Consider the following 20,909-nt stretch of genomic DNA (forward strand, 5'->3'; position numbering starts at 1 on the left):
GTTTCACTCGATCGTGCCGAATTCCGTCACGGGCATCGTCCAATAGGCGAGCTTGGTTCCGGCAAACGAGACCCGCAGCCGGTCGAGCAGGCTGCTGGCATCTCTCTCCGCCAGGATCATCTGCACGGCGGTCTGATCGGCGTGGCCCTTCACGCGTTCGGCGGCCGTCTGCAATCGGACTTCGGCACCGTGACCGGCTCCGTGCGATGCCGTGAATCCCGAAACGAGGTCGGTCTGTTCGGCGAGATAGTCGAACACCTCGTCACGGAGCTGACGCGGCACGATCAGCGTGAGACAGACCGGCTGGTCGGTCATTTCGCCACCTTCGATGTTCCGCCGTAGCGGCGATACAGGATCGGCAGGAGAATCAGGGTGAGCAGGGTGGAGGACATCAGCCCTCCGATCACGACGATGGCGAGCGGTCGCTGCACTTCGGACCCTGGCCCGGACGCGAACAGCAGCGGGATCAAGCCCAGCGCCGTGATGCTCGCGGTCATCAGCACCGGCCGAAGCCTGCGCATGGCACCTTCGACGACGATGCGATCCTCGCTCAGGCCATGGGCCCGGAGTTGGTTGAAGTAGGACACCAGAACGACTCCGTTGAGGACGGCGATGCCGAGCAGCGCGATGAATCCGACCGAGGCCGGCACCGACAGATACTCACCGGTCAGGACCAGTGCGAAGACGCCCCCGATCAGGGCAAAAGGAATGTTGACCAGCACCAGCAAGGCCTGCCGGATGGCCCCGAACGTGGTGAAGAGCAGCAGGAAGATGAGACCGATCGCGACGGGGACCACGATGGACAGGCGTGCGGCGGCGCGTTGCTGGTTCTCGAACTGCCCGCCCCATGTCAGCCGGTAGCCGTTCGGGAGCGGAAGTTCGGTCGCAACCTTCTGGCGGGCTGCTTCGACGAATCCGACCATGTCGCGGCCGCGGACGTTGGCGCGAACCACGCTCATGCGCGCGCCATCTTCGCGGTCGATCTTCACCGGCCCGTCCACGCGCTGGATTCGCGCGACCTGCGACAGCGCGACATGCTGTCCGGAAGCGAGCATCAGCGGCAGGCTCGCCAGCAGCGTCGGCGCCTCCCTGGTCGTCTCGCTGCCGCGGACGAGAATGGGCGTGCGACGGCCCTCCTCGAGCGCGGTCCCGATCGTTCGGCCCTCGATCTGGGTACGGAGCGAGTTGACGATGGAATCCACCGTCAGGCCGAGGCGGCCGGCTTCCATGCGATTGACTGCAACCGTGTAGTATTGAGCGCCTTCGTTCAGAGTCGTGTAGACGTCCTCGGCACCGTCGATGCTGGACAGGATGGCCGACAGCTTGGCCGCAGTTTCGTTCAGCTTGGCGATATCGGGACCGAAGATCTTGACTGCGACGTCGCCGCGCACGCCGCTGATCATCTCCTGCACCCGCATGTCGATGGGTTGGGTGAAGCCGAGCGAGATGCCGGGAAAGCCGGCCAGAACCTCGCGGAGTTTCTGCAGCAGGGCCTCGCGATTGTCGGTCTGCCTCTCGGCAGCGGGCTTGAGCACGAGGAACGTGTCCGTCTGGTTGGGGCCCATGGGATCGAGGCCGAGCTCGTCCGACCCGGTTCGCGCAACGATGCCGGCAATGTCCGGCACGGCCAGAAGTGCCTTCTGGAGCCTCGCATTCATGGCGAGCGACTCGTCGAGGTTGACCGAGGGCAACGTCTCCACGCTGACGATGACGTCGCCTTCGTCCATCGTCGGCATGAAGGACTTGCCGAGTTTCGTATAGGCGAATCCCGCAGCGATCAGGCTGATCAGCGCCGCAGCCATCACCTTACGCTCGTTGTTCAGGGCCCAGTCCAATGCAGGCGCGTAGACCCGTTGCGCCGCACGGACCAGCATGGGATTGCGATGCGACCCAGACTTGAGCACATAGGAGGTCATGACCGGGACCACGGTGAGCGCCAGCAGCAGCGAGCCGGTGAGCGCGAAGATGATGGCCAGGGCGACTGGGATGAACAGCTTCCCCTCCAACCCCTGCAGCGTCAGCAGGGGTATGAACACGATGATGATGATGAGGACGCCCGAGGCCACCGGTTCCAGGACTTCGCAAACCGAGCGGTACACCAGGTGAATCACCGAGGCGGCTTTGCCCGGTTCGTGCTTGCCGAGATTGCCGACGATGTTCTCGACCACGACAACCAGCGCGTCGATCAACATGCCGATCGCGATTGCAAGTCCGCCGAGGCTCATCAGGTTGGCCGACATCCCGACCACGCGCATGGCGATCAATGCGATGACGATGGCCAGCGGCAGGCTGAGAGCGATCACCAGCGAGGCCCGCCAGTTGCCGAGGAAGAGCAGCAGGAGAACGATGACGATGGCGGTGGCCTCGCCGAGCGCTCGCACCACGGTGCCGACCGCGCGGTTGACGAGGTGGCTGCGGTCATAGAACACGTTGATGGAGACGCTTTTCGGCAGCGAGGGTTGCAACTCGGCGAGCCGGGCACGCACGTCGCGGACGAGCTGACCCGCGTTGGCGCCGCGCAAGCCAAGGACGAGCCCCTCGACCGTCTCGCCGTTGCCGTCCGACGTGACTGCCCCATAGCGCGTCAGCGTCCCGATCTTGACGCTCGCGACGTCGTTGACCACGATCGGCACGCCTTCGCGGGTGTCGACGACGATGGCCTTGATGTCTTCGATTGATCGGATGCTGCCTTCAATTCGGACGAGGGCGCTGTCCTCGCCCTGGTTCACCCGTCCGGCGCCGTCGTTGCGACTGTTGGCTTCGATGGCGCGGCGAAACACGTCGTACGAAATGCCGCGCGCGGCAAGTGCATCGTTGCGCGGCACGATTTCGAAGGCCCGGACATAGCCGCCAAGCGCATTGACGTCCGCAACGCCGGGGACCGTCCGCAGCGCGGGACGGATCACCCAATCCAGCAAAGTTCGGCGCTCGGCGAGCGAGAGCTCAGGGCTGTCGATCGTGAACATGAACATCTCGCCCAGTGGGCTCGTGATTGGCGCAAGACCTCCGCTCACTCCGTCGGGGAAATCACGCGCGATGTTCGATAGCCGCTCCGATACCTGGTTGCGCGCCCAGTAGATGTCGGTGCCATCCTCGAAGTCGACCGTGATGTCGGCCAGTGCATATTTCGTGGTCGAACGAAGGACCTTCTTGTGCGGCAATCCAAGCAGTTCAAGCTCGACGGGGACCGTGATGCGCTGCTCGACCTCTTCGGGCGTCAGGCCCGGCGCTTTCATGATGATCTTCACCTGAACCGGAGAGACATCGGGAAACGCGTCGATCGGCAGGCCGGGCAGGAGAACGGCACCAGCGCCCATCAGCAGCAGCACACTCAGCAGAACGAACAATCGCTGCGAAAGCGCGAACGCAACCAGGCGCCGGAGCATCTATTGCCCCAGGCCGGAGAGAATGCCGCGAAGCGCCGAGATGCCGCCGATCGCGATCTCGTCCTGCTCCGTGATGGGACCGGACACCACGACATGGTCCTGGTCGTCCGCAACAAGCTTGACCGGGACCAGCCGGAAGCCACCGGCTGTGGCAACGAACACCGCGGTCCGTTCGCCCCGCCGCACCAGCCCACTGTAGGGAATTTCCCACGCGCTTTCGCCGGCGGAGAGAAAGCCGATGCGGGCGGCGGAGGTCTGACCGGGATGCAGCTCTCCATCGTTGGGGATTTCCGCGCGAACCAAAATGGTCTGGGTGGCAGGGTCGATGGTCTCGGAGACCAGCACGACCTTGCCGGGGATGGAATAGCCCTCGATCTCGACTTTCGCGCCGGTACGGATTGCTCGAATATTGGCTGCAGGGATCGCGATCTCCGCCCATAGCGGTGAGAGCCGCGCCAGCTTGACGAGCGGAGCGGATTGTTCGAGTCGCTGCCCCGGCGACACCGTGACCTCGACCACGGATGCGGTTTGCGGCGCATTGACCGTGAGCGTGCCGCTGATCGCCGCTTCCTGGCCGAGCCGAAGAATTGCCTCGTCGGACATCCCGCTCAGATGCAGCATCTGGCGCCGCTCGGCGACCACGAGAGCGGCCTGGCGCGCTTCGGCCTGGCTGGCCTCAAGTACGCGCTGGGGCACCGCCTTGCCCTCGAACAGATCCATGTTTCGCTTGAGCTGCTGGCTGGCGAGATGCTCCTGTGCGATCGCGTGCAGGTAGTCGCGCTGTTGAGAGACGAAACTTGGACTCTCCAGCGTGACAAGCGGCTGGCCGGCCGAGGCGCGGTCACCGCGCCCGACGAGGAGAGTGGCGACCATGCCGGCCACGGGCGCGCTGACGACCCACATTTGCTGTGTGGGGATCACGATCTTGACGGGATAGGGCAGCGTCAGATCGGTCCGGATCGCGACCGGGTGGGTCACGCGAACTCCGAGATTGCGCGCCTGGGCATCGCTCAGCTTCAGCTCGTCCTGCGCCATCGCCACGGAAGGTAGCAAGCTCAATGCAACCGCAGCGAGCGTACGAGCGAGCGCGCCGCGGGAAGAGGCGAGAAGGAGAATTTCGTGACGGACTCGCATGAGGAATGTCCCACGCTCACCGGCGAGCGAAGTGCTGTTCGATTGCAGGTTTGGCTTACTCCACCACCGCGTTGGTGAGTTGATCTGCCTCAAGCGGCTCAAGCGAGATACCCAATTGCGTGCGGTGGCCCGATTGCTGCCGCCCGACGCTTTGCTCTCTATCTGACCGTGCCGGGAGCTCAATTCCTGGCTCTTCATTTCGACGATTTCCATTGTCGTAACAGGGCGGTTCATTGCAGCTCCGCAGGTTGCCTGCACCAGGTGCATGTCTTGAAAAGCGGACGTTATGGGCGTGTGCTGGCCGTCCACGCTCACGACGTTCGGCTGTCTTCTTCCCGCGATCAGGCCTTCCTTGAAGTTTTGGACGGGAGCGGCAAGGGCCGAACGCTGCGGTGGAACGGGAGCCGATTCGTCGAGAGATAGCGAGAACCTTTCGTATCGGCTCCCCGGCCTCGGTTACGATGGACGCTTCCTTCCCGTGATCATCGCCTTCATCAGGTTCTCGCTGTGCTCGAAGCTCGCCACCAGGACGCCAAGCACATGGACGACGACGAGGCCGATCGTGAGGTTGGCGAACGCCTCATGCACCTCCTCGACCCATTTTGCTCCCCAGAAGGTACCGGTCGTCATCATGTAACCGGTGGTGCAGGTGACGATCAGCGTGACGATCAGCGCCACGACCATCGTGCCGCCGGCTGGATTGTGGCCGAGATAGCGTGGCGCCCTGAGCAACGCCACGTCGCGCATGTAGGCGAGCACCGCGCGCGGCGAGCGCACGAAGTCGCTGAAGCGCGCGTTGCGCGGTCCCACGAAGCCCCACGCGATCCGTAGCGCAAGCAGTCCGGCAATCGTGTATCCGGCGGCGATATGGACGTTCTCGATCTCGTCACCCGTCGCATAAGCGAGCAGAAACAGCCCGGCCAGCGACCAATGGAACACGCGCACGAAGGGGTCCCAGACCCTGACCGATGCCGGCGGCGTCTCGCCGCCGGCCTCGATCCCGTCGTTGATGGCGCTCATGGTGGCGCCCTTTACAGCTGGCCGACGATCTGGCCACTGGTCGGATCGACGAACAGTTCGACCCGGCTGCCGGACTTGTCGATCGTATAGAGTTCGCCACAGGCATTCTTGAGCTTGGCCTTCTGAACCTTGTAGCCTTGGGCTTCGATCTTGGCCTGCAGTTGTTCGAGCGGCAGCCAACGGGTCGCGGGGGCTGCCGTGCAGGGACGCCCGAGGCTGCCGGCATGAGCGGTCGCGGCGGCCGCGAGCAGGGCGCAGGCAGCAGCAGTGAAGACAGTGATCTTGCGCACGGTTCTCTCCGGTGTGTGTGGCCCGGCCACATCATGCGGCGAGGCAATGCGCGGACATTGGCAGAAGCGCCCTGACCGCCGCCTGTTGATCCACGTCAGCGATCTGTCAGGTCGATTGCGGCATACTTCGTAGATGCAACCATCTCGCTTTTTGGAATTCCTCGCGGTGCCATTGCTGGCGGGAGTTCTGCTCGCGTCGGTGCCTGCGGCAGCAAGCGACCACGATAGAGGCCCGCCCGACGCGGTGCGCCGCGCGGTCGAGGCGGGCGAGATTAAGTCACTCGCCGACATCCTCGTATCCGTCCGTGGCAAGCTGCCGGGCGAAGTTGCCGGCGTCGAAATAGAGCGCGAGCACGGCCGCTGGATCTATGAGTTTCGCCTCGTCGACGACAAGGGCCGGCTCTACGAAGCGTACGTGGACGCGCGCAGCGGCGAGATTGAACGCATCAAGGAGAAGTGATGCGGTTGCTGCTTGTGGAGGATGACCGACGGATCGCGGCCGATGTGGAGAAGGCGCTGCGCGCGGCTGGCTATGTGGTCGAGACCGTCCGCAACGGCGAGGAAGCCTGGTTCCGCGGTGACACCGAGGATTACGGCGCCGTTGTCCTGGATCTCGGTCTGCCCGGCATGGACGGTCTGGCGGTACTCAAGCGCTGGCGCGCCAACGGAAGGTCGATGCCGGTGCTGGTCCTGACGGCGCGTGGCAGCTGGGCCGAGCGCGTCGATGGGATCGACGCGGGCGCCGACGACTATCTTCCCAAGCCGTTTCGCATGGAGGAATTGCTGGCGCGGCTGCGCTCGATTGTGCGCCGCTCGGCGGGGCATGCCTCGCCACGGATTGTCGCGGGCGACGTCGAGCTCGACGAGCGTCAGATGAAGGTGACGCTGCGCGGCGCACCCGTCGCGTTGTCGCCGTTGGAATACCGCCTGATCGCCTTTCTCCTGCACCACCGCGGCCGCGTGGTGTCGCAGCAAGAGCTCGACGAGAACGTCTATGGCCACGGCGAGGACCACGAGTCGAACGCGCTCGAGGTGCTGGTTGGCCGAGTGCGCAAGAAGCTCGGTGCCGATCTGATCGAGACCAGGCGCGGCTTCGGTTATCTGGTACCGGAGACGCCGCCATGAGCTGGGGCTCGCTGCGGCTGCGACTGGTCGCTGGCGGACTTGTAGCTATCCTGATCGCGCTGACGATTGCCGGCGCCGGGCTGACGCTGCTGTTCGAACGCCACGTCACGCGCACCATCGGCGACGACCTCGACATCTATCTGAAGCAACTCGTCGCGGGTATCGACGCGGATGTGCAGGGCAAGCTGGTGGTGGGCCGGCCGCCGGCCGATCCGCGTTTTGCCGATCCACTTTCGGGCTTGTACTGGCAGGTATCGGACGACGCCGGTCAGGTGCTGCGTTCGCGTTCGCTGTGGGACACGGCGTTGGATCTGCCGCAGGATGAGCCGTCGCCGAGCGAATTGCACCGTCACGTCATCCCCGGGCCTGCGAACGCACGGCTCCTGGTCAGTGAACGCCGAGTGCTGCTCACCGTCGGCGACCGCCGCGCGCCGGTGCGCGTCGTTGTGGCGGCAGATCTCGCCCGCGTGTCGGCCGCCGGCTCGCAATTCGCCAGGGAGCTGGCGCTGGCACTCGGCCTGCTCGGGCTGGTGCTGGCGGCGGCCACCTCGATCCAGGTCGGACTGGGCTTACGTCCGCTCGACGCACTTCGCCGCGGCGTCGCGGACGTCCGCTCCGGGCAACGGAAGCATCTCCCCGTCGACGTCCCTGCGGAGGTGAAGCCTCTGGTGGAAGAGGTGAACAGCCTGATCGACGCCCAGGAACGCGAGATCGAGCGTTCGCGCAGCCGTGCCGCTGACCTAGCGCATGGGCTGAAGACGCCGCTCGCCGCACTCGCGGCCGATGTCGCGCGTTTGCGTCAGCGAGGTGAGCGGGATGTCGCCCAGGCAATCGAAGCCGTCGGCGACACGATGAGCCGTCACGTCGACCGCGAGCTGGCACGCGCCCGGGCGCGGGGGACGGCACGACAACGCGGCGGTATTTCCACGCCCCTCAGACCGCTTGTCGAGTCCCTGGTGCTCACGCTGGCGCGCACGCCGGCTGCCCAGCGGCTCGAATTCGAGACCTTCATAACCGGCGAGCCGAGCGTGCCGCTCGATCGCACTGATCTGGCCGAGGTGCTCGGCAATCTCCTGGAAAATGCCGCCCGTCACGCCAAGAGCAGGGTGCGTATTGGCGCCGATGCCTGCGCGAATCCGGCGATCTCGGTCGAGGACGACGGTCCAGGAATCGCGTCCGCTGAACGCGCCCGCGTGCTCGAACGCGGTGTAAGGCTGGATGAGCGCGGCGAAGGTGCCGGCCTCGGCCTCGCGATCGTTCAGGACGTGCTCAGTGCCTATGGATGGCAGCTTTTTCTCACCGATTCCGAACTCGGCGGACTGAAAGCCATCGTCGCGCCGGAGGACTGCCGCCGCCTCGTTGCGTGACCAGCCTGCTCGTTGCGCGACCCGACGACCCCGGGCAGCGTTGCGCTGTTTCTGTTCGTCAGCGCCTCACGATCGAGCCGGCACGGCCGATCAGGCGGGCGAGCTGGCGGAAGCGGCTGCCGACTCGGTCGGCGACGATGTCGCCGAGCCGGTGCTCGAACACCAGCATCAATTTGCGGCCCTCGCTGCGGAAATGCGTGGCGGGCAGGACGCCCGGACGCGCCGCCGAGATCAGGTGCGCGACGCGGAATGCGGCGCCCAGCAGGCGCGCGCGTTCGAGCTGGGCCGGCGTCAGCAGCCCCTGCATGGTGGTCGGCGGCTGGTTTTCCTCGCTCAGGCCGGCATAGCGATAGAACACGGACAGGCCGACGAAGGCGCGCTCGGTGTGGGTGATCGCGCCGAAATTGCCGTTGACGACGAGGCTGAGCGTCTGCTCGCCGCGATGGTCGGGATGCACGCGCCAGCCGATGTCGGACAGCAGGCACGCGGTGCGGCGCAGGCGGCGGTCCTCTTCGGTCTCGCGCAGCTTCACGACGCGCACGAGGCGGTCGGTCCAGGCGATCAGCTCGCGGGCGTGTTTCGCCGAGCGTGACAGTAACTGGTTCAGCTCCTCGGCTGCGCAGATCAGCCCGTCCTTGTTGCGTTCGGCCTCCGGCAGCTTCTCGTGCAGGAGGCCCTCACGCACACCGAAGGTCGAGAACACGATGTTCTTCGGCTTTGCAACGCGGATGACGTGCTCGAGCACCAGCGCCGCATAGGTGAGGAGCGGGCGCCGCGCATCGGCGACGATCTCGATGTCGGCGAGCATGTCGGCGGCAGCGAGGCGCCGGAGACGGCGGGAGAAGTCGAGCGCCTCGGCGGCCGAAATCGAATAGCCGTGCATCACCTGGAGCGGATAGCCGCTCTGGATGATGTGGATGCGCGCGAGCGCGCGCCAGGTGCCGCCGACGGCGTAGAAAGTGCGACCGCGGCCCGCGGTTAGCTGCGGCAACTCGTCGAGCTCCTCGCGCACGATGCGATCGGCCCGCTTGAGCGATTTGTGCGCGAGGTCCTGGAGCGCGAGACCGCCGAGCGGCAGCGTCACGCCGCTGCGCACGCTGTTCCTGCGCACGTCGATCAGCTCGAGCGAGCCGCCGCCGAGGTCGCCGACGATGCCGTCGGGAAGGTGGATGCCGGAGATCACGCCGAGCGCCGACAGCCGAGCCTCGCGCGGACCCGACAGGATCTCGATCTTCACCGCGCAGATGCGCTCGGCCTTGGCGATGAAGTCGGGGCCGTTGGAGGCGTCGCGGCAGGCCGCGGTCGCAATCGCGAACACGCGTCCGACCTGCATCACGCGGCACAATGCGCGGAAGCGCTTGAGCGAGGTCAGCGCCTTGTCGACGGCGTCGGGCGCGAGCAGACCCGTGCTCTGCACCTCGCGCCCGAGGCCGCACAGGGTCTTCTCGTTGAAGATTGGGATGAGGCTCCGCGTCAGTCCCTCGTAGACGACGAGACGGACCGAGTTGGAGCCGATGTCGATAACCGCGACGCTCGAGCCGCGCTTTCGCGGCCGCTTCACGTCGCAGATCCCCGATCAGGATTGATGACGTTCGTTCCGGCGCGTGAGACGACGCGGCGAGGATTCCTTGAGCGACTTTCCACGGCCAGACAGACTCGGATTTGTCATGAAGTAGTTGTGGACGTTGAAAGGCTCCTCGCCCTTCGCGGTCTTCATACGCGTTGACGACCCGTCCGGCAACAACTGCCAGCTCTGCTCATTGTCCTTCAGATTGGCGACCATGATCTGTTCGAGAACCTGCTGATGCACCGTTGGATTTTGCAGCGGGCATAGCACCTCGACGCGGCGGTCGAGGTTGCGCGGCATCATGTCGGCGGACGAGATATACACAGCCGCTTTCGCGCTCGGCAGGCCCTGGCCCATGCCGAAGCAGTAGATTCGGCCGTGTTCCAGAAAGCGCCCGATGATCGACTTGACGCGGATGTTCTCCGACAGGCCGGGGATGCCGGGCCTGAGGCAACAGATGCCGCGCACCACGAGCTCGACCTGGACGCCGGCCTGGGAGGCCTCGTAGAGCGCGTCGATGATGTCGGGGTCGACCAGCGCGTTCATCTTCATCCAGACCGCGCCGGTCCGGCCGTGCCGCGCATGCGCGGTCTCGCCTTGAATGTGCTCGATGATGCGCTTGCGCAGCGTCAGCGGTGACACTGCCATCTTCTCGAGGTCGCTGGGCGCGGCATAGCCGGTGATGAAATTGAACACGCGCGCGGCATCGCGGCCGATGGTCGGATCGGAGGTGAAGTAGGAGAGGTCCGTGTAGATGCGTGCGGTGACCGGATGATAGTTGCCGGTGCCGGTATGGACGTAGGTCGTGAGGCTGCCGCCCTCGCGGCGCACCACCATCGATAGTTTTGCGTGCGTCTTCAATTCGAGGAAGCCGTAGACGACCTGCACGCCGGCGCGTTCGAGATCGCGCGCCCAGCGGATGTTGGCTTCTTCGTCGAACCGCGCCTTCAACTCGATCAGCGCCGTGACGGATTTGCCGGCTTCGGCCGCTTCCGCGAGCGCGCGCACGATCGGCGAGTTGTTGGAGGTGCGGTAGAGCGTCTGCTTGATCGCGACGACGTCAGGGTCGCGCGCGGCCTGCTGAAGGAACTGCACCACCACGTCGAAGGATTCGTAGGGGTGATGGACGACGAGGTCCTTCTGCCGGATCGCGGCGAAGATGTCGCCGCCATGCTCGCGCACGCGCTCGGGGTGGCGCGGCACGTAGGGGGTGAATTCGAGGTCAGGCCGGTCGAGCCGCGTGAGTTGCGAGAGCTCGTTCATGGCGAGGACGCCGTCGACCAGGAACACCTCGTCATCGGCCGCCGACAGCGCATGCTGCACGAAGCTGCGCAACTGCTCCGGCATCTTGGCGTCGATCTCGAGCCGGATCACGGATCCGCGCCGGCGGCGCTTCAGCGCGGTCTCGAACAGGCGGACGAGGTCCTCCGCCTCTTCCTCGATTTCAAGCTCGGAGTCGCGGATGATCCGGAAGGAGCCCTGGCCGTGCAGATTGTAGCCGGGGAAAAGGCGGTTGATGAACAGGGCGGTCGCCTGCTCCAGCGAGATCAGGCGCACCGTGCCTTCGGCGGGCAGGCGGATGAAGCGGTCGATCTTGCCGGGCATGCGGATCAGCGCGTTCATCTGCCTGCCGTCGGCGGCGCGCGTGAGCTGGAGCGCGATGGTGAAGCCGAGGCTCGGAATGAACGGGAAGGGGTGGGCCGGATCGATCGCAAGCGGCGTCAGCAGCGGGAAGACGTTGTTGAGGAAATAGTCCTCGATCCAGGTCCGTTCCGACTTGGAGACGTCCTTGCCGTCGACCAGCACGATGCCGACCTCGGCCAGCGCGCTGCGCAGGTCGCGCCAGATCGCCTGCTGGTCCGAGGCGAGCTGGGAGACGGTACGGTTGATCAGGGCGAGCTGCTCCGACGGCGTCAGGCCGTCGGGGCTGCGTTCGGCAATGCCCTCGCGCACCTGGGCCTTGATGCCGGCAACGCGGACCATGAAGAACTCGTCGAGGTTATTCGCCGAAATCGACAGGAACCGAACCCGCTCCAGCACGGGGTGGCTGGGATTGACCGATTCCTCCAGGACTCGGCGGTTGAAATGCAGCCAGGACAGCTCGCGGTTGATGAACCGTTCGGGGCTCGACGCGATCGCCGGCAGGCCCTCGGCCTCCGATGCTTTCTCTTTAATTTCAATAGCTTGCGCAGAGTCCATCAGAAGTCGGTCCATCCTGTCTCGCCTCACTTTGCGACTTATGCGCAAAACCCCGGGGAGCATGTGTTACAGCGATGACGTTTCGATGACATTGATGTTCCGCCGTTCCGCCGCGTCAAGCCGTTGCAGAAGGCGTCGGGGTACAAGGGGCCGATCAGGGGTCCCGGAGCAACTCGGCGGCCAGCGCCCGGGTCACGGGGCGGCCGAGCCGCAGGGCTTCGCTGTCGAGCAGCTCCACGGCCTGCCGGGCCGCGGCCGAGGACCGCTCCAGGCGGGTGGCGAGGTAGCCGACTACGCTCTCGTCCACGGTGAGCTGGCGGTCGGCGCAGAACTTGACGATGAGGCCGCGAAAGAGCTGGTCGTCGGGGGGCAGCAGCGCGACCACCGGAACGGCCCGCAGACGCGAGCGCAGGTCGCGAAGCTCGATCTCCAGCGAGGCCGGCACCTCGCGTCCGGTGAGGAGGACGTAGGCGCCGTCCTCGCGGGCGAGGTTCATCAGGTGAAAGAGGGCTCGCTCGTCAAAATCCTTGGCCTTGAGATCCTCGACCACCAGCGCGCCGGTGGCGAGCGCGCCCGGGACGCCTGCCGCGGTCAGCGCATTGGCCGTGGTCGAGCGGGCGCCGGCTTCCTCGGCCCAGATCGCGGCGAGATGGCTCTTGCCGCTTCCTTCCGGGCCGGCCAGCCACATGATCCGGTTCGGCCATTCCGGCCAGCTGTCGATCAGGCCGAGACCAGCCGCATTGGCGGGGCCTTCGAGGAAGTTGTCCCGGCTTAGGCTCTCCGCATGCGGAAGTGCGAACGCCAATTGTCGGGGATGGACGCGGCCTGCCACGCTTGCTTTGCTCCATGCCGGCGCGCCGGCCCGTTTGAAGAGGTTCGACTTGATCGTGCGGGACTTGATCTTGCGAGACTTGGCCTTTTGCGGGGCCGCATCCCGGCTCATTTGGCCTCGATCGTGCTCATGTGCCGCAGCCACTCGACGAGATAGAGCGACACGGAGGAGAGCGTGAAGATCGTGACGAGGCCCATCAGGATGATATCATAAGGTGCCGGCTTGAAGCCGAAGGCAAGCGCCGCCAGCACCAGCGCCGCGAACGCCACCTGTGCCACGGTGTTGAGCTTGGACACCTTTGACGGCTTCATCTCGACCGGCCGGTCGAACAGCCAGGATACGATCACGGCGGCGACGATCATGATGTCGCGCGAGACCACCAGGATCACGATCCAGCGCGGGATCGCGCCCCAGATGCCGAGGGCCATGTAGATCGAGACCAGCAGTGCCTTGTCCGCGAGCGGATCGAGCAGGGCGCCGAGCTCGCTCGTCATGTTGAAGCGCTTGGCCAAAAAGCCGTCCACGGCATCGCTGATGCCGGCGATCAGGAAGACGGCGAACGCCACCTCCATTTGGCTCGACACAATGGCCCAGACGATGATCGGGACCAGCATGATGCGGCCCAGGGTAATGATGTTCGGAATACTCACGAAAGCGCTTCCCGGCACCCGGTCTGACCTCAAATCCGGCCCCCGCGGGAGGCTGAACCGGTTGATATCTACATAGTATAGGCAGGAGCGCCATGCGAGCCATTGCGTGTCCCCGGAATTCGACGTAACCAGCCGCAAACCCACTGGAAATCGGGCATGACCGACCGCAAAAACGGCCTCACTTACGCCGATTCAGGCGTCGATATCGACGCGGGCAACCGCCTGGTCGACCTGATCAAGCCGATGGTGCGCGCCACCGCACGGCCGGGCGCCGACGCCGAGATCGGCGGCTTCGGGGGCCTGTTCGACCTCAAGGCGGCCGGCTTCAAGGACCCGGTCCTCGTGGCCGCGACCGACGGTGTCGGCACCAAGGTCAAGATCGCGATCGAGACCGGGCTGCATGGCGGCATCGGCATCGACCTCGTTGCCATGAGCGTCAACGACCTCGTGGTGCAAGGCGCCGAGCCGCTGTTTTTCCTGGACTATTTCGCCTGCGGCAAGCTCGACCCCGAGGCCACCGCCGCGATCGTCGCCGGTGTCGCGGAGGGGTGCCGCGAATCCGGCTGCGCCCTGATCGGTGGCGAGACCGCGGAGATGCCCGGCCTCTACAAGGACGGCGATTATGACCTCGGCGGCTTTGCCGTCGGCGCTGCGGAGCGCGGTACGCTGCTGCCGCGCAAGGACATCGCCGCTGGCGATGCCGTGATCGGTCTTGCCTCATCGGGCGTGCATTCCAACGGCTTCTCGCTGGTGCGCAAGATCGTGGAACAATCCGGTCTCGGCTTCGCGGCACAGGCGCCGTTCGCGCCCGTGATGACGCTCGGCGGCGCGCTGCTGACGCCGACGCGGCTCTACGTCAAATCCTGCCTGCGGGCGATCCGCGAGACCGGCGCGGTGAAGGGGCTTGCCCACATCACCGGCGGCGGCTTCACCGACAACATCCCGCGCGTGCTCCCCAAGCATCTCGGCGTCGGCATTGACCTCGCACGTCTGCCGGTCCTGCCGGTGTTCAAATGGCTGGCCGCGCAGGCCGGCATCGCCGAGCTGGAAATGCTGCGCACTTTCAATTGTGGCATCGGCATGATCGCGATCGTCGAGCCCGACAAGGTCGATGAGGTCGTCGAGGTCTTCACCGACGCCGGCGAGACCGTGGCGCAGCTCGGCACCGTGATCCCTGCCGAAGGCGAGCACCGCGTCGTCTATAACGGCCACCTCGATCTGGCGCTGTGATGAAGCGCCGCGTTGCCATCCTGATCTCCGGACGCGGCTCCAACATGGCCGCGCTGATCAGGGCCGCCGCCGCCCCGGATTTCCCGGCGGAGATCTCGCTGGTCATTTCGAACAAGGCCGATGCGCTCGGACTGGAAAAGGCGAGGGCGAGCGGGGTGAAGACCGAGGTGATCGAGAGCAAGCCGTTCGGCAAGGATCGCGCCGGCTTCGAGAAGGTGTTGCAGGCAGCGCTCGACCGGCACGGCATCGAGCTGATCTGTCTCGGCGGCTTCATGCGCCTGTTCACGGCGGAATTCACCAGGGCCTGGTACGGGCGGATGCTCAACATCCATCCCTCGCTGCTGCCGTCCTTCCCCGGCCTCGATCCGCACGGCCAGGCTCTGCGCGCCGGCGTCAAGCTGTCGGGCGCGACGGTGCACTTCGTGATCCCCGAGACCGATGCCGGCCCGATCGTGATGCAGGGCGCGGTGCCTGTCAGCGACCACGACACGGGGGATACGCTGTCGGAGCGCATCCTCGAAGTCGAGCACCGCATCTATCCCGAAGCGCTGCGGCTGCTCGCGACCGGCAAGGTCCGGATCGAAGGTGATGTCTGCAGGACCGACGGAAGCGCGGCGTCGGAGAATTTTCTGGTGTCGCCGGTGGTGCGCTGAGCCAATCCGGCTTACTCGATATAACCTGCCGCCTCGCCTTTGCAGACATATCCGTAGATGCGGAAACCCGCGGCCGTTTCCTCTCCCGCAAAACGGATGCGTTTCAGGATTGCGCGGACAAGTTCGCGTTGATGCGTTGTCTCGGTGGATAGTTCAGCCCATTCCATCCAATCCCATCCGCTGCTCGTCCAGTGATAGAACCACTCGCCATCCCACTGGCTCAGGCCTCCGGTTTCCAGGTTTTTGCAGCGAAATCGAGGTTGATCGGACGAGGCAAGATCGAGCACGGCCTCGCGCAGCTCGCGCCATTTGGTGTCATTGGCGACCGAGTAATATCCGGATTGCTCAGTCATGCGCTCGTTCCAAACAAAATCCCCCGGCAGAGCCGGGGGCAACGTCATGATCTCTCGCTTGTCAAACTCGAGAGAAATCAGGAGACCTTGAGGTTCTCCGCGGATGTCTTGCCGCGGTTCTCCACGAGGTCGAATTCAACCGCCTGGTTCTCGTTGAGGGTGGAGAGTCCAGCACGCTCGACGGCGGAGATATGGACGAACACGTCCTTGTCGCTGCCGTTCGGCTTGATGAACCCATAACCCTTGGTCGGGTTGAACCATTTGACGGTGCCCTTTTGCGGCATCGCTAGTCTCCTCCACTAGATAAAAAAAGACGCGGCCGCTTTTTCGCGTGCCACGCCACAAACGGGCTTGCGGAAGTCTGTTCGAGTCTTGAGTCTCAATGTCGCGAAACGCACAGCAGAGCGGCCAATTCCGATTGTGTCCGATATTGCAACATGAAAATCGCGCGTTAGCAAGCAGAGCGCGAATTTCAAGATCGGGGTGGGTACCATCGTCTGCTATTTGCGACCTGTGGCCGCGGAACCACAATCGAGGGCAATAGCCTCGGCGACCGCGGGCCAACCGGTTGACCCTCCGTGGCAGTTCGGCACAAATCGCCACACGGCACGAGCCGCTCGTGTTGCATTTTTGCGGGCCGCCCTTTGCTTCGGGATTTTGTCGTCATGCGCTGCACCTCGCAGCCGTCCGGGACACGGCAGACGATCGGGCTGGACCGCGTCCGCCGGATCGCGGCAGCGGTCGCCAGGACCTTTGCAGCCAGGACCTTTGCAGCCATCGCGCTTGCGCTGGTCGTGACGATGTCGGCCGCGACATCCGTCCTCGCGCAAAGTCCGACACCCACTCCGACCCCGACACCCACGCCGACGCCCACGCCGTCGCCGACCCCGATCCCGATGCCGACCGCGACCAATTACGATCAGTCGGCCGGCAACAGCATGCTCAATTTCGGCTCGGGATTTCTGGAGCGGCTGGGCAACCAGGCCGCCAATGGTTTCAGCCGATCGTTCCGGACCAATCCCGGCGGCGGCGGTGCCTCCGCGAGCACGGAGGACCCGCGCTACCGTACCTGGTTCGAAGGCTACGGCATCTCGGTCCGCACCGACGCGCAGGGCGATTTCGTCGGCGACAAGCGCAGGACGTTTGGCGGCGTCGCCGGCCTCGGCGCGCGGCTCGCGCCCGGTGTCAACATCGGCTTCTCCATCGACCAGAGCCACACCGACATCGACGTGCCGCTCGCGCTCCAGTCGGCCACGCTCGACCTGACCCAGCTTGGCTTCAATGGTTCGGTCGACAAGGGCCCATGGACCTGGGCCTTTGCCGTGGTGCACGGTTTCGGCAAGGTCCGGTCCAGCCGCGACACCGGTCTTGGCCTTGCGACTGCCGGCTATAGCGCCGCGGTCGACGGTGCGCTGACCGAGATCAGCTATTACTGGACCAAGGACCAGATGCGCATCGTGCCCAAGGGCGCGCTGGAATATGTGCGCGCCACCAGTGCCGCGTTCCAGGAATCCGGCGGTCTCGATCCGCTCAGCGTCGGCTCGACGGCGCTCTCCCGCGCACGCGCGATGATCGGCGCCGAGATCGGCCGCTACTTCATCTTCGACCAGAAGATTCTGGACCTCTCGGCCTACGGCAAGCTCGTCGACAACTTCCACCAGGATCTGGGATCCATCCAGGTCAGCCTGGGCGCCCAGAGCATCGTGGTCCCCGGCATCGGCGAGAGCCGCTACGGCGCGGATGCCGGGGCCTCGGCTTCGCTCAGCCTGACCAACGTGGCACGGCTTTACGTCAATTACGACGGCAAGTTCCGCAACGAGCTCACCTTGCACCAGGGTACCGTCGGCTTCGAATACAAATGGTGAGTTGAAGCTCGTCCGCGCTCAGGTCGGCGTTGCCGCGACATAGCCCTCCAATCCAAACCCCTCGCGCGCGGCCGTCATCATCGGTACCAGCGCATTCGGATGGATGAACTCGTCGCGGAAGCAGGGATAGGTCCTGGCGTCGAAGATCTTCTTCAGCCAGTCGACCACAACCTTGTGACGCTCGGAGGTGCGGAACTCCCTGTGATAGGTGAGCCAGAGATCGGCGTGGTGGCTGACGCCGAGATCGACGGCAACGAGCGACGCACCGAGTGCGATCGACACCGTCGGCAGGAAGCCGATGCCGGCGCCGCGTTCGACGGCATAGAGCACGCCGACCGACGAATTGGTCTTGATCCCGACGATGCCCTCGAGCGAGTTCAACCCGAGCACACGGGCATAGGCGCCGTCGTCGACCTGCGGCGCGCTCTGCTTGATGATGCGGTGGTTCTTCAATTCGGCGAGCGTTGTCGGCACGCCGTAGAGAGTCTCGTACTCCTTGGAGACGAAGGGATAGATGTGGAGACGGCCGAGCTTGGCGACGATCAGATCGGGATTGGTCGGCGGCTCGAGCTGGATCGCGATATCGGATTCGAGCCGCGCGACGTCGGCCTGCTCCATCGCGCAGCGCAGGTCGACCGTGATCTTGCGGTAGGTCTTCTGGAAGTCGATCAGTCGCGGCAGGATCCAGAAATTCCCGGGGCCTTCCGTCACTGCGACGCGCACGGTGCCCGAGGTGTCGTTCGACGATCGCGAGGCGCGGCGGAAGACGTTGAAGGCATGACGCTCCATATGCGCAACGTCGGCGATCATTGCGGTGCCTTCATCGCTGAGCGTGAGTCCGCTCTGGTCGCGCAGGAACAGCTTGCACCCGATCCTCTCTTCGAGCCGATCGACGCGGCGCATCAAGGTCGTGGAGGTGAGCCCGAGCTCTTCGGCCGCATTGCGGAAACTTTTATATTTTGCGCACGCTAAAAATAGCTTTAAATCGTCCCAGGACGCATCCAGGGCTTCTTCACGGTGCTGCATCATCGCAGCACCCCGGTGCAATAACTGCTGCATACTCCTGATCCCCAACCGCTAAGCTCATCGTCGTAGCGGGGCACGAAAGCCTCGAACGATAGAGGCGTGATATGAGTATGGAAAGGGGCCCGTTTGCCGCAAGGCATGATTTCGATGCCTTGCCGCTGAGCCCGGATATCGACGTGCGCTGTGCGCAATTCTCCGAAATCGCGGCGCTTTCGGATATGGCGCACCGGCTCGTGCCGGGCGTGCAGATCGGCGCAGCGGAGCTTGCGAGGTACTTCACGTTCGACCCTCAGAGTATCCTCGCGTTCAGCCGGAAGGGCAACCTCGTCGGCGGCATGGCCTTCCTGTTTCTCAATGATCGCGGACACGATGCACTGCTGCTCGACGAGATCTGCCTCACCGCGCCCGAGACGCGCCATCTCGCGTCGGCGGACGAAGACGTCGCAGCCATCTACATCTGGGCGATCGCGGCGACGGGCCGCGGAATCGCCGGTCTCGGCAAGGCCGCGGCTCATCTGCGGCAGATAAGGTTTCGCGGCGCGGATTGCTATGCGCAGCCGTCAACGGTGGCCGGACGCGACATCATGAAGGCGACAGGCTTTGCGCCTGTCCCGAGCTTTCAACCCGACCTTTGGTGCTACGAGCGTCCCTGGCATCGGCAGCCGGTGTGCATGCCAGGCGCGATCATCCAATCAAGGAGCTTTGCAGATGCACGGTACTAGGATTCCTCTCGCCAAGCCCTGTTCCCGCGCCATCACCATCCGTCTCGCGCGCGATCCGAACGATCTCATGCTGGTGACCGCCATCCGCTCGGCGGTCTATCTCGCCGAGCAGGATTGTCCGTTCGAGGAGGAGTTCGACGGCAACGACATGGTCGCCGCGCATTTCATCGGCTTCGTCGGCAACGAGCCTGCGGGCTGCCTGCGGGTGCGGTTCTTCGGCGATTTCGCCAAGGTGGAGCGGCTCGCGGTGCGTCACCAATATCGCCGCTCGCGCGTCTCGTTCAAGCTGGTGCAGGCCAGCGTCGATTATGTGAAGCGCAAGGGCTTTCGCAAGATCTACGGCCAGGCGCAGGACCGGCTGGTCGATTTTTGGGCCCATTTCGGCGCCAAGCCGCTCGGTCACAATCGCAAGATCACGTTCTCGGATTTCTCCTACACAGAAATGCTGCTGGAGATCGAGCCGGGCCCGGACGCCATCACGCTGGACAGCGATCCCTATGTGATCATCCGTCCCGAGGGCGATTGGGACCGGCCGGGCGTGCTTGATGCCTCGGCGGGGCGGGCGGTGACCTCACCGCTGCGAGACCTCGCATTTGCCGACCGTTGAAACTGGTGCAGCTGCGCGCAACGAAATGCTGGCTTCCATGCAGGATGATCCGCCGATACTGGTCTGTGCGGATCTTCAGGTCGAATATCTGACCCCCGGCCGTCGCCATGTCGTCCTCGACGGCGATGCGGTGACGGCGCGTTGCCTGGAACTCCTCACGCTGTGGCGCAGCAATTTGTGGCCGGTCATGCACCTGAAGCGCATCGCGCAGGCGGCCTGGTTCAATCCGGCATCCGGGCTGACCAATTGGATCGCGGAAACCAGGCCGCGGCCGGGAGAGATGACGTTCGAGCACCCGCTGCCGTCCGCCTACAGTTCGTCGCGGTTTGTAGACTACATGTCCAGTATCCGCATCACGCGCTGCATTCTGATCGGCTTTTCCCTGGACGAGACCATCCTGGCCACCGCCGTCGACGGGTTTCATCGCAGCCATCGCTACCAGGTGGTCACTGACGCCGCGGCTTGCCGGCAGCCGGGCACGGACGATGCCGCCGCCTACAGGCACGCGGTAGTGAATGTCATCGGAAATTTTGCTACAATGCAGTCCAGCGCCGAACTGATCAGAACCAGCGGCGCCGTTGCGGTGTAGGCGTCCGCAACCGGCGGATGGGGTGAGAGATTGTCACGGGGAGAGGAGCTCAAGGAGCTGGCGAGCGATCTGTCGCGTGCCGCCGAGAAGGCGCGCAGGCTTGGTCTGCCCACGACACTCTACTTGCTCTCGATGGCGCTGGTGGAGGTGAGGGAAGCCGGTGCCGCCGCCGACGATGGTGGCGACGACGGCGCGGCGTGAGAGCTGCCACCGTGCGGCTCTGTGATGTGCGGCTCTGTCATGTGCGGCTTTGTGACATGCGGCTTTGTGCATCGCTGCTGAGCGTTTGCTGCC

General features: G+C 64.8%; 22 protein-coding genes. 10 read left to right on the plus strand and 12 right to left on the minus strand.

Going from position 1 to position 20,909, the window contains the following annotated elements; all coding sequences use genetic code 11:
• Positions 1-3: 3 nt before the first annotated feature.
• The 5 genes from ACM42_RS25170 to ACM42_RS25190 form a co-directional block, all read right to left on the minus strand.
• Entirely contained in the window at positions 4-315 is a 312-nt protein-coding gene (locus ACM42_RS25170; protein ID WP_271530416.1) for a DUF3240 family protein, read from the minus strand.
• Positions 312-3,386 carry an efflux RND transporter permease subunit gene (locus tag ACM42_RS25175; protein WP_271530417.1) on the minus strand — a complete coding sequence of 1,025 codons (3,075 nt, stop codon included), beginning with the start codon at positions 3,384-3,386 and terminating at the stop codon, positions 312-314. Before ACM42_RS25175 ends, ACM42_RS25170 begins: the two co-directional genes overlap by 4 nt.
• On the minus strand, positions 3,387-4,421 hold the full coding sequence (locus ACM42_RS25180) for an efflux RND transporter periplasmic adaptor subunit (protein WP_271530726.1): 1,035 nt from the start codon (positions 4,419-4,421) through the stop codon (positions 3,387-3,389).
• 555 nt (positions 4,422-4,976) lie between these two features.
• The gene (locus ACM42_RS25185; protein ID WP_271530418.1) at positions 4,977-5,540 is read right to left on the minus strand and encodes a cytochrome b/b6 domain-containing protein; all 564 of its coding nucleotides are present in this window, start codon (positions 5,538-5,540) and stop codon (positions 4,977-4,979) included.
• 11 nt (positions 5,541-5,551) lie between these two features.
• Complete coding sequence (locus ACM42_RS25190; RefSeq protein ID WP_271530419.1) at positions 5,552-5,830, minus strand: PepSY domain-containing protein; 279 nt, start codon at positions 5,828-5,830, stop codon at positions 5,552-5,554.
• Between the two features lie 133 nt (positions 5,831-5,963).
• Here ACM42_RS25190 and ACM42_RS25195 point away from each other — a divergent pair, with 133 nt between their 5' ends.
• The 3 genes from ACM42_RS25195 to ACM42_RS25205 are packed head-to-tail and all read left to right on the plus strand — an operon-like array spanning position 5,964 to position 8,322.
• Entirely contained in the window at positions 5,964-6,290 is a 327-nt protein-coding gene (locus ACM42_RS25195) for a PepSY domain-containing protein (protein ID WP_271530420.1), read from the plus strand.
• Positions 6,290-6,955, plus strand: a complete 666-nt coding sequence (locus ACM42_RS25200) for a response regulator transcription factor (RefSeq protein ID WP_271530421.1) — start codon at positions 6,290-6,292, stop codon at positions 6,953-6,955. The genes ACM42_RS25195 and ACM42_RS25200 overlap by 1 nt, the downstream gene beginning before the upstream one ends.
• Positions 6,952-8,322, plus strand: a complete 1,371-nt coding sequence (locus ACM42_RS25205; RefSeq protein ID WP_271530422.1) for a sensor histidine kinase — start codon at positions 6,952-6,954, stop codon at positions 8,320-8,322. Before ACM42_RS25200 ends, ACM42_RS25205 begins: the two co-directional genes overlap by 4 nt.
• A 58-nt stretch (positions 8,323-8,380) precedes the next feature.
• Here the strand turns inward: ACM42_RS25205 and ppx are convergent, their stop codons facing one another.
• The 4 genes from ppx to ACM42_RS25225 all read right to left on the minus strand — a co-directional run bounded on the left by ppx (position 8,381) and on the right by ACM42_RS25225 (position 13,570).
• On the minus strand, positions 8,381-9,883 hold the full coding sequence (gene ppx, locus ACM42_RS25210; protein ID WP_271530423.1) for an exopolyphosphatase: 1,503 nt from the start codon (positions 9,881-9,883) through the stop codon (positions 8,381-8,383).
• A 15-nt stretch (positions 9,884-9,898) separates the two neighbouring features.
• Complete coding sequence (locus tag ACM42_RS25215; RefSeq protein WP_271530727.1) at positions 9,899-12,088, minus strand: RNA degradosome polyphosphate kinase; 2,190 nt, start codon at positions 12,086-12,088, stop codon at positions 9,899-9,901.
• A gap of 154 nt (positions 12,089-12,242) precedes the next feature.
• On the minus strand, positions 12,243-12,920 hold the full coding sequence (locus ACM42_RS25220) for a DnaA ATPase domain-containing protein (protein WP_271530728.1): 678 nt from the start codon (positions 12,918-12,920) through the stop codon (positions 12,243-12,245).
• A 107-nt stretch (positions 12,921-13,027) separates the two neighbouring features.
• Positions 13,028-13,570 carry a CDP-alcohol phosphatidyltransferase family protein gene (locus tag ACM42_RS25225; protein WP_028180509.1) on the minus strand — a complete coding sequence of 181 codons (543 nt, stop codon included), beginning with the start codon at positions 13,568-13,570 and terminating at the stop codon, positions 13,028-13,030.
• A gap of 156 nt (positions 13,571-13,726) precedes the next feature.
• On the opposite strand from ACM42_RS25225, the gene purM reads away from it, so the two are divergent.
• Together purM and purN are read left to right on the plus strand one after the other, a co-directional pair.
• Positions 13,727-14,800: a phosphoribosylformylglycinamidine cyclo-ligase gene (gene purM, locus ACM42_RS25230; protein ID WP_028180510.1), complete on the plus strand. Its 1,074-nt coding sequence runs from the start codon at positions 13,727-13,729 to the stop codon at positions 14,798-14,800.
• The gene (gene purN / locus ACM42_RS25235) at positions 14,800-15,453 is read left to right on the plus strand and encodes a phosphoribosylglycinamide formyltransferase (RefSeq protein WP_271530424.1); all 654 of its coding nucleotides are present in this window, start codon (positions 14,800-14,802) and stop codon (positions 15,451-15,453) included. Before purM ends, purN begins: the two co-directional genes overlap by 1 nt.
• A gap of 11 nt (positions 15,454-15,464) precedes the next feature.
• Here purN and ACM42_RS25240 read toward each other — a convergent pair whose 3' ends face one another.
• A complete protein-coding gene (locus ACM42_RS25240) occupies positions 15,465-15,854 on the minus strand; it encodes a DUF6678 family protein (protein ID WP_271530425.1) in 390 nt (129 codons plus the stop codon).
• Between the two features lie 29 nt (positions 15,855-15,883).
• On the minus strand, positions 15,884-16,090 hold the full coding sequence (locus ACM42_RS25245; RefSeq protein ID WP_028180514.1) for a cold-shock protein: 207 nt from the start codon (positions 16,088-16,090) through the stop codon (positions 15,884-15,886).
• A 381-nt stretch (positions 16,091-16,471) separates the two neighbouring features.
• On the opposite strand from ACM42_RS25245, the gene ACM42_RS25250 reads away from it, so the two are divergent.
• Positions 16,472-17,671, plus strand: coding sequence for an autotransporter outer membrane beta-barrel domain-containing protein (locus tag ACM42_RS25250; protein ID WP_271530426.1), 1,200 nt, complete (start codon positions 16,472-16,474; stop codon positions 17,669-17,671).
• Positions 17,672-17,689: 18 nt separating this feature from the next.
• Here ACM42_RS25250 and ACM42_RS25255 read toward each other — a convergent pair whose 3' ends face one another.
• A complete protein-coding gene (locus tag ACM42_RS25255) occupies positions 17,690-18,730 on the minus strand; it encodes a LysR family transcriptional regulator (RefSeq protein WP_271530427.1) in 1,041 nt (346 codons plus the stop codon).
• Between the two features lie 71 nt (positions 18,731-18,801).
• Between ACM42_RS25255 and ACM42_RS25260 the strand changes: the two genes are divergently transcribed.
• From ACM42_RS25260 to ACM42_RS25275, 4 genes are read left to right on the plus strand one after another with little or no spacing between them, the layout of a single operon-like run.
• Positions 18,802-19,419, plus strand: a complete 618-nt coding sequence (locus ACM42_RS25260; protein ID WP_271530428.1) for a hypothetical protein — start codon at positions 18,802-18,804, stop codon at positions 19,417-19,419.
• Positions 19,406-20,026, plus strand: a complete 621-nt coding sequence (locus ACM42_RS25265; protein ID WP_124158925.1) for a GNAT family N-acetyltransferase — start codon at positions 19,406-19,408, stop codon at positions 20,024-20,026. The genes ACM42_RS25260 and ACM42_RS25265 overlap by 14 nt, the downstream gene beginning before the upstream one ends.
• Before the next feature lie 25 nt (positions 20,027-20,051).
• On the plus strand, positions 20,052-20,615 hold the full coding sequence (locus ACM42_RS25270; RefSeq protein ID WP_271530729.1) for an isochorismatase family protein: 564 nt from the start codon (positions 20,052-20,054) through the stop codon (positions 20,613-20,615).
• Between the two features lie 30 nt (positions 20,616-20,645).
• Positions 20,646-20,816, plus strand: a complete 171-nt coding sequence (locus ACM42_RS25275; RefSeq protein ID WP_271530429.1) for a hypothetical protein — start codon at positions 20,646-20,648, stop codon at positions 20,814-20,816.
• Positions 20,817-20,909 lie beyond the last annotated feature (93 nt).

Origin of the sequence: Bradyrhizobium sp. CCBAU 25338 (assembly GCF_028128965.1) — a bacterium.
GTDB lineage: Bacteria > Pseudomonadota > Alphaproteobacteria > Rhizobiales > Xanthobacteraceae > Bradyrhizobium > Bradyrhizobium liaoningense.

Bases quoted from the DNA above. Each gene is read 5' to 3' on its own strand.
- ACM42_RS25240 (WP_271530425.1), bottom strand. From the start codon at position 15,854: ATGACGTTGCCCCCGGCTCTGCCGGGGGATTTTGTTTGGAACGAGCGC.
- ACM42_RS25265 (WP_124158925.1), top strand. From the start codon at position 19,406: ATGCACGGTACTAGGATTCCTCTCGCCAAGCCCTGTTCCCGCGCCATC.
- ACM42_RS25180 (WP_271530726.1), bottom strand. From the start codon at position 4,421: ATGGCGCAGGACGAGCTGAAGCTGAGCGATGCCCAGGCGCGCAATCTC.
- ACM42_RS25250 (WP_271530426.1), top strand. From the start codon at position 16,472: ATGCGCTGCACCTCGCAGCCGTCCGGGACACGGCAGACGATCGGGCTG.
- purN (WP_271530424.1), top strand. From the start codon at position 14,800: ATGAAGCGCCGCGTTGCCATCCTGATCTCCGGACGCGGCTCCAACATG.
- ACM42_RS25205 (WP_271530422.1), top strand. From the start codon at position 6,952: ATGAGCTGGGGCTCGCTGCGGCTGCGACTGGTCGCTGGCGGACTTGTA.
- ACM42_RS25195 (WP_271530420.1), top strand. From the start codon at position 5,964: ATGCAACCATCTCGCTTTTTGGAATTCCTCGCGGTGCCATTGCTGGCG.
- ACM42_RS25255 (WP_271530427.1), bottom strand. From the start codon at position 18,730: ATGCAGCAGTTATTGCACCGGGGTGCTGCGATGATGCAGCACCGTGAA.
- ACM42_RS25215 (WP_271530727.1), bottom strand. From the start codon at position 12,088: ATGGACTCTGCGCAAGCTATTGAAATTAAAGAGAAAGCATCGGAGGCC.
- ACM42_RS25185 (WP_271530418.1), bottom strand. From the start codon at position 5,540: ATGAGCGCCATCAACGACGGGATCGAGGCCGGCGGCGAGACGCCGCCG.
- ACM42_RS25200 (WP_271530421.1), top strand. From the start codon at position 6,290: ATGCGGTTGCTGCTTGTGGAGGATGACCGACGGATCGCGGCCGATGTG.
- ACM42_RS25175 (WP_271530417.1), bottom strand. From the start codon at position 3,386: ATGCTCCGGCGCCTGGTTGCGTTCGCGCTTTCGCAGCGATTGTTCGTT.
- ACM42_RS25245 (WP_028180514.1), bottom strand. From the start codon at position 16,090: ATGCCGCAAAAGGGCACCGTCAAATGGTTCAACCCGACCAAGGGTTAT.
- ACM42_RS25260 (WP_271530428.1), top strand. From the start codon at position 18,802: ATGAGTATGGAAAGGGGCCCGTTTGCCGCAAGGCATGATTTCGATGCC.
- ACM42_RS25170 (WP_271530416.1), bottom strand. From the start codon at position 315: ATGACCGACCAGCCGGTCTGTCTCACGCTGATCGTGCCGCGTCAGCTC.
- ACM42_RS25270 (WP_271530729.1), top strand. From the start codon at position 20,052: ATGCTGGCTTCCATGCAGGATGATCCGCCGATACTGGTCTGTGCGGAT.
- purM (WP_028180510.1), top strand. From the start codon at position 13,727: ATGACCGACCGCAAAAACGGCCTCACTTACGCCGATTCAGGCGTCGAT.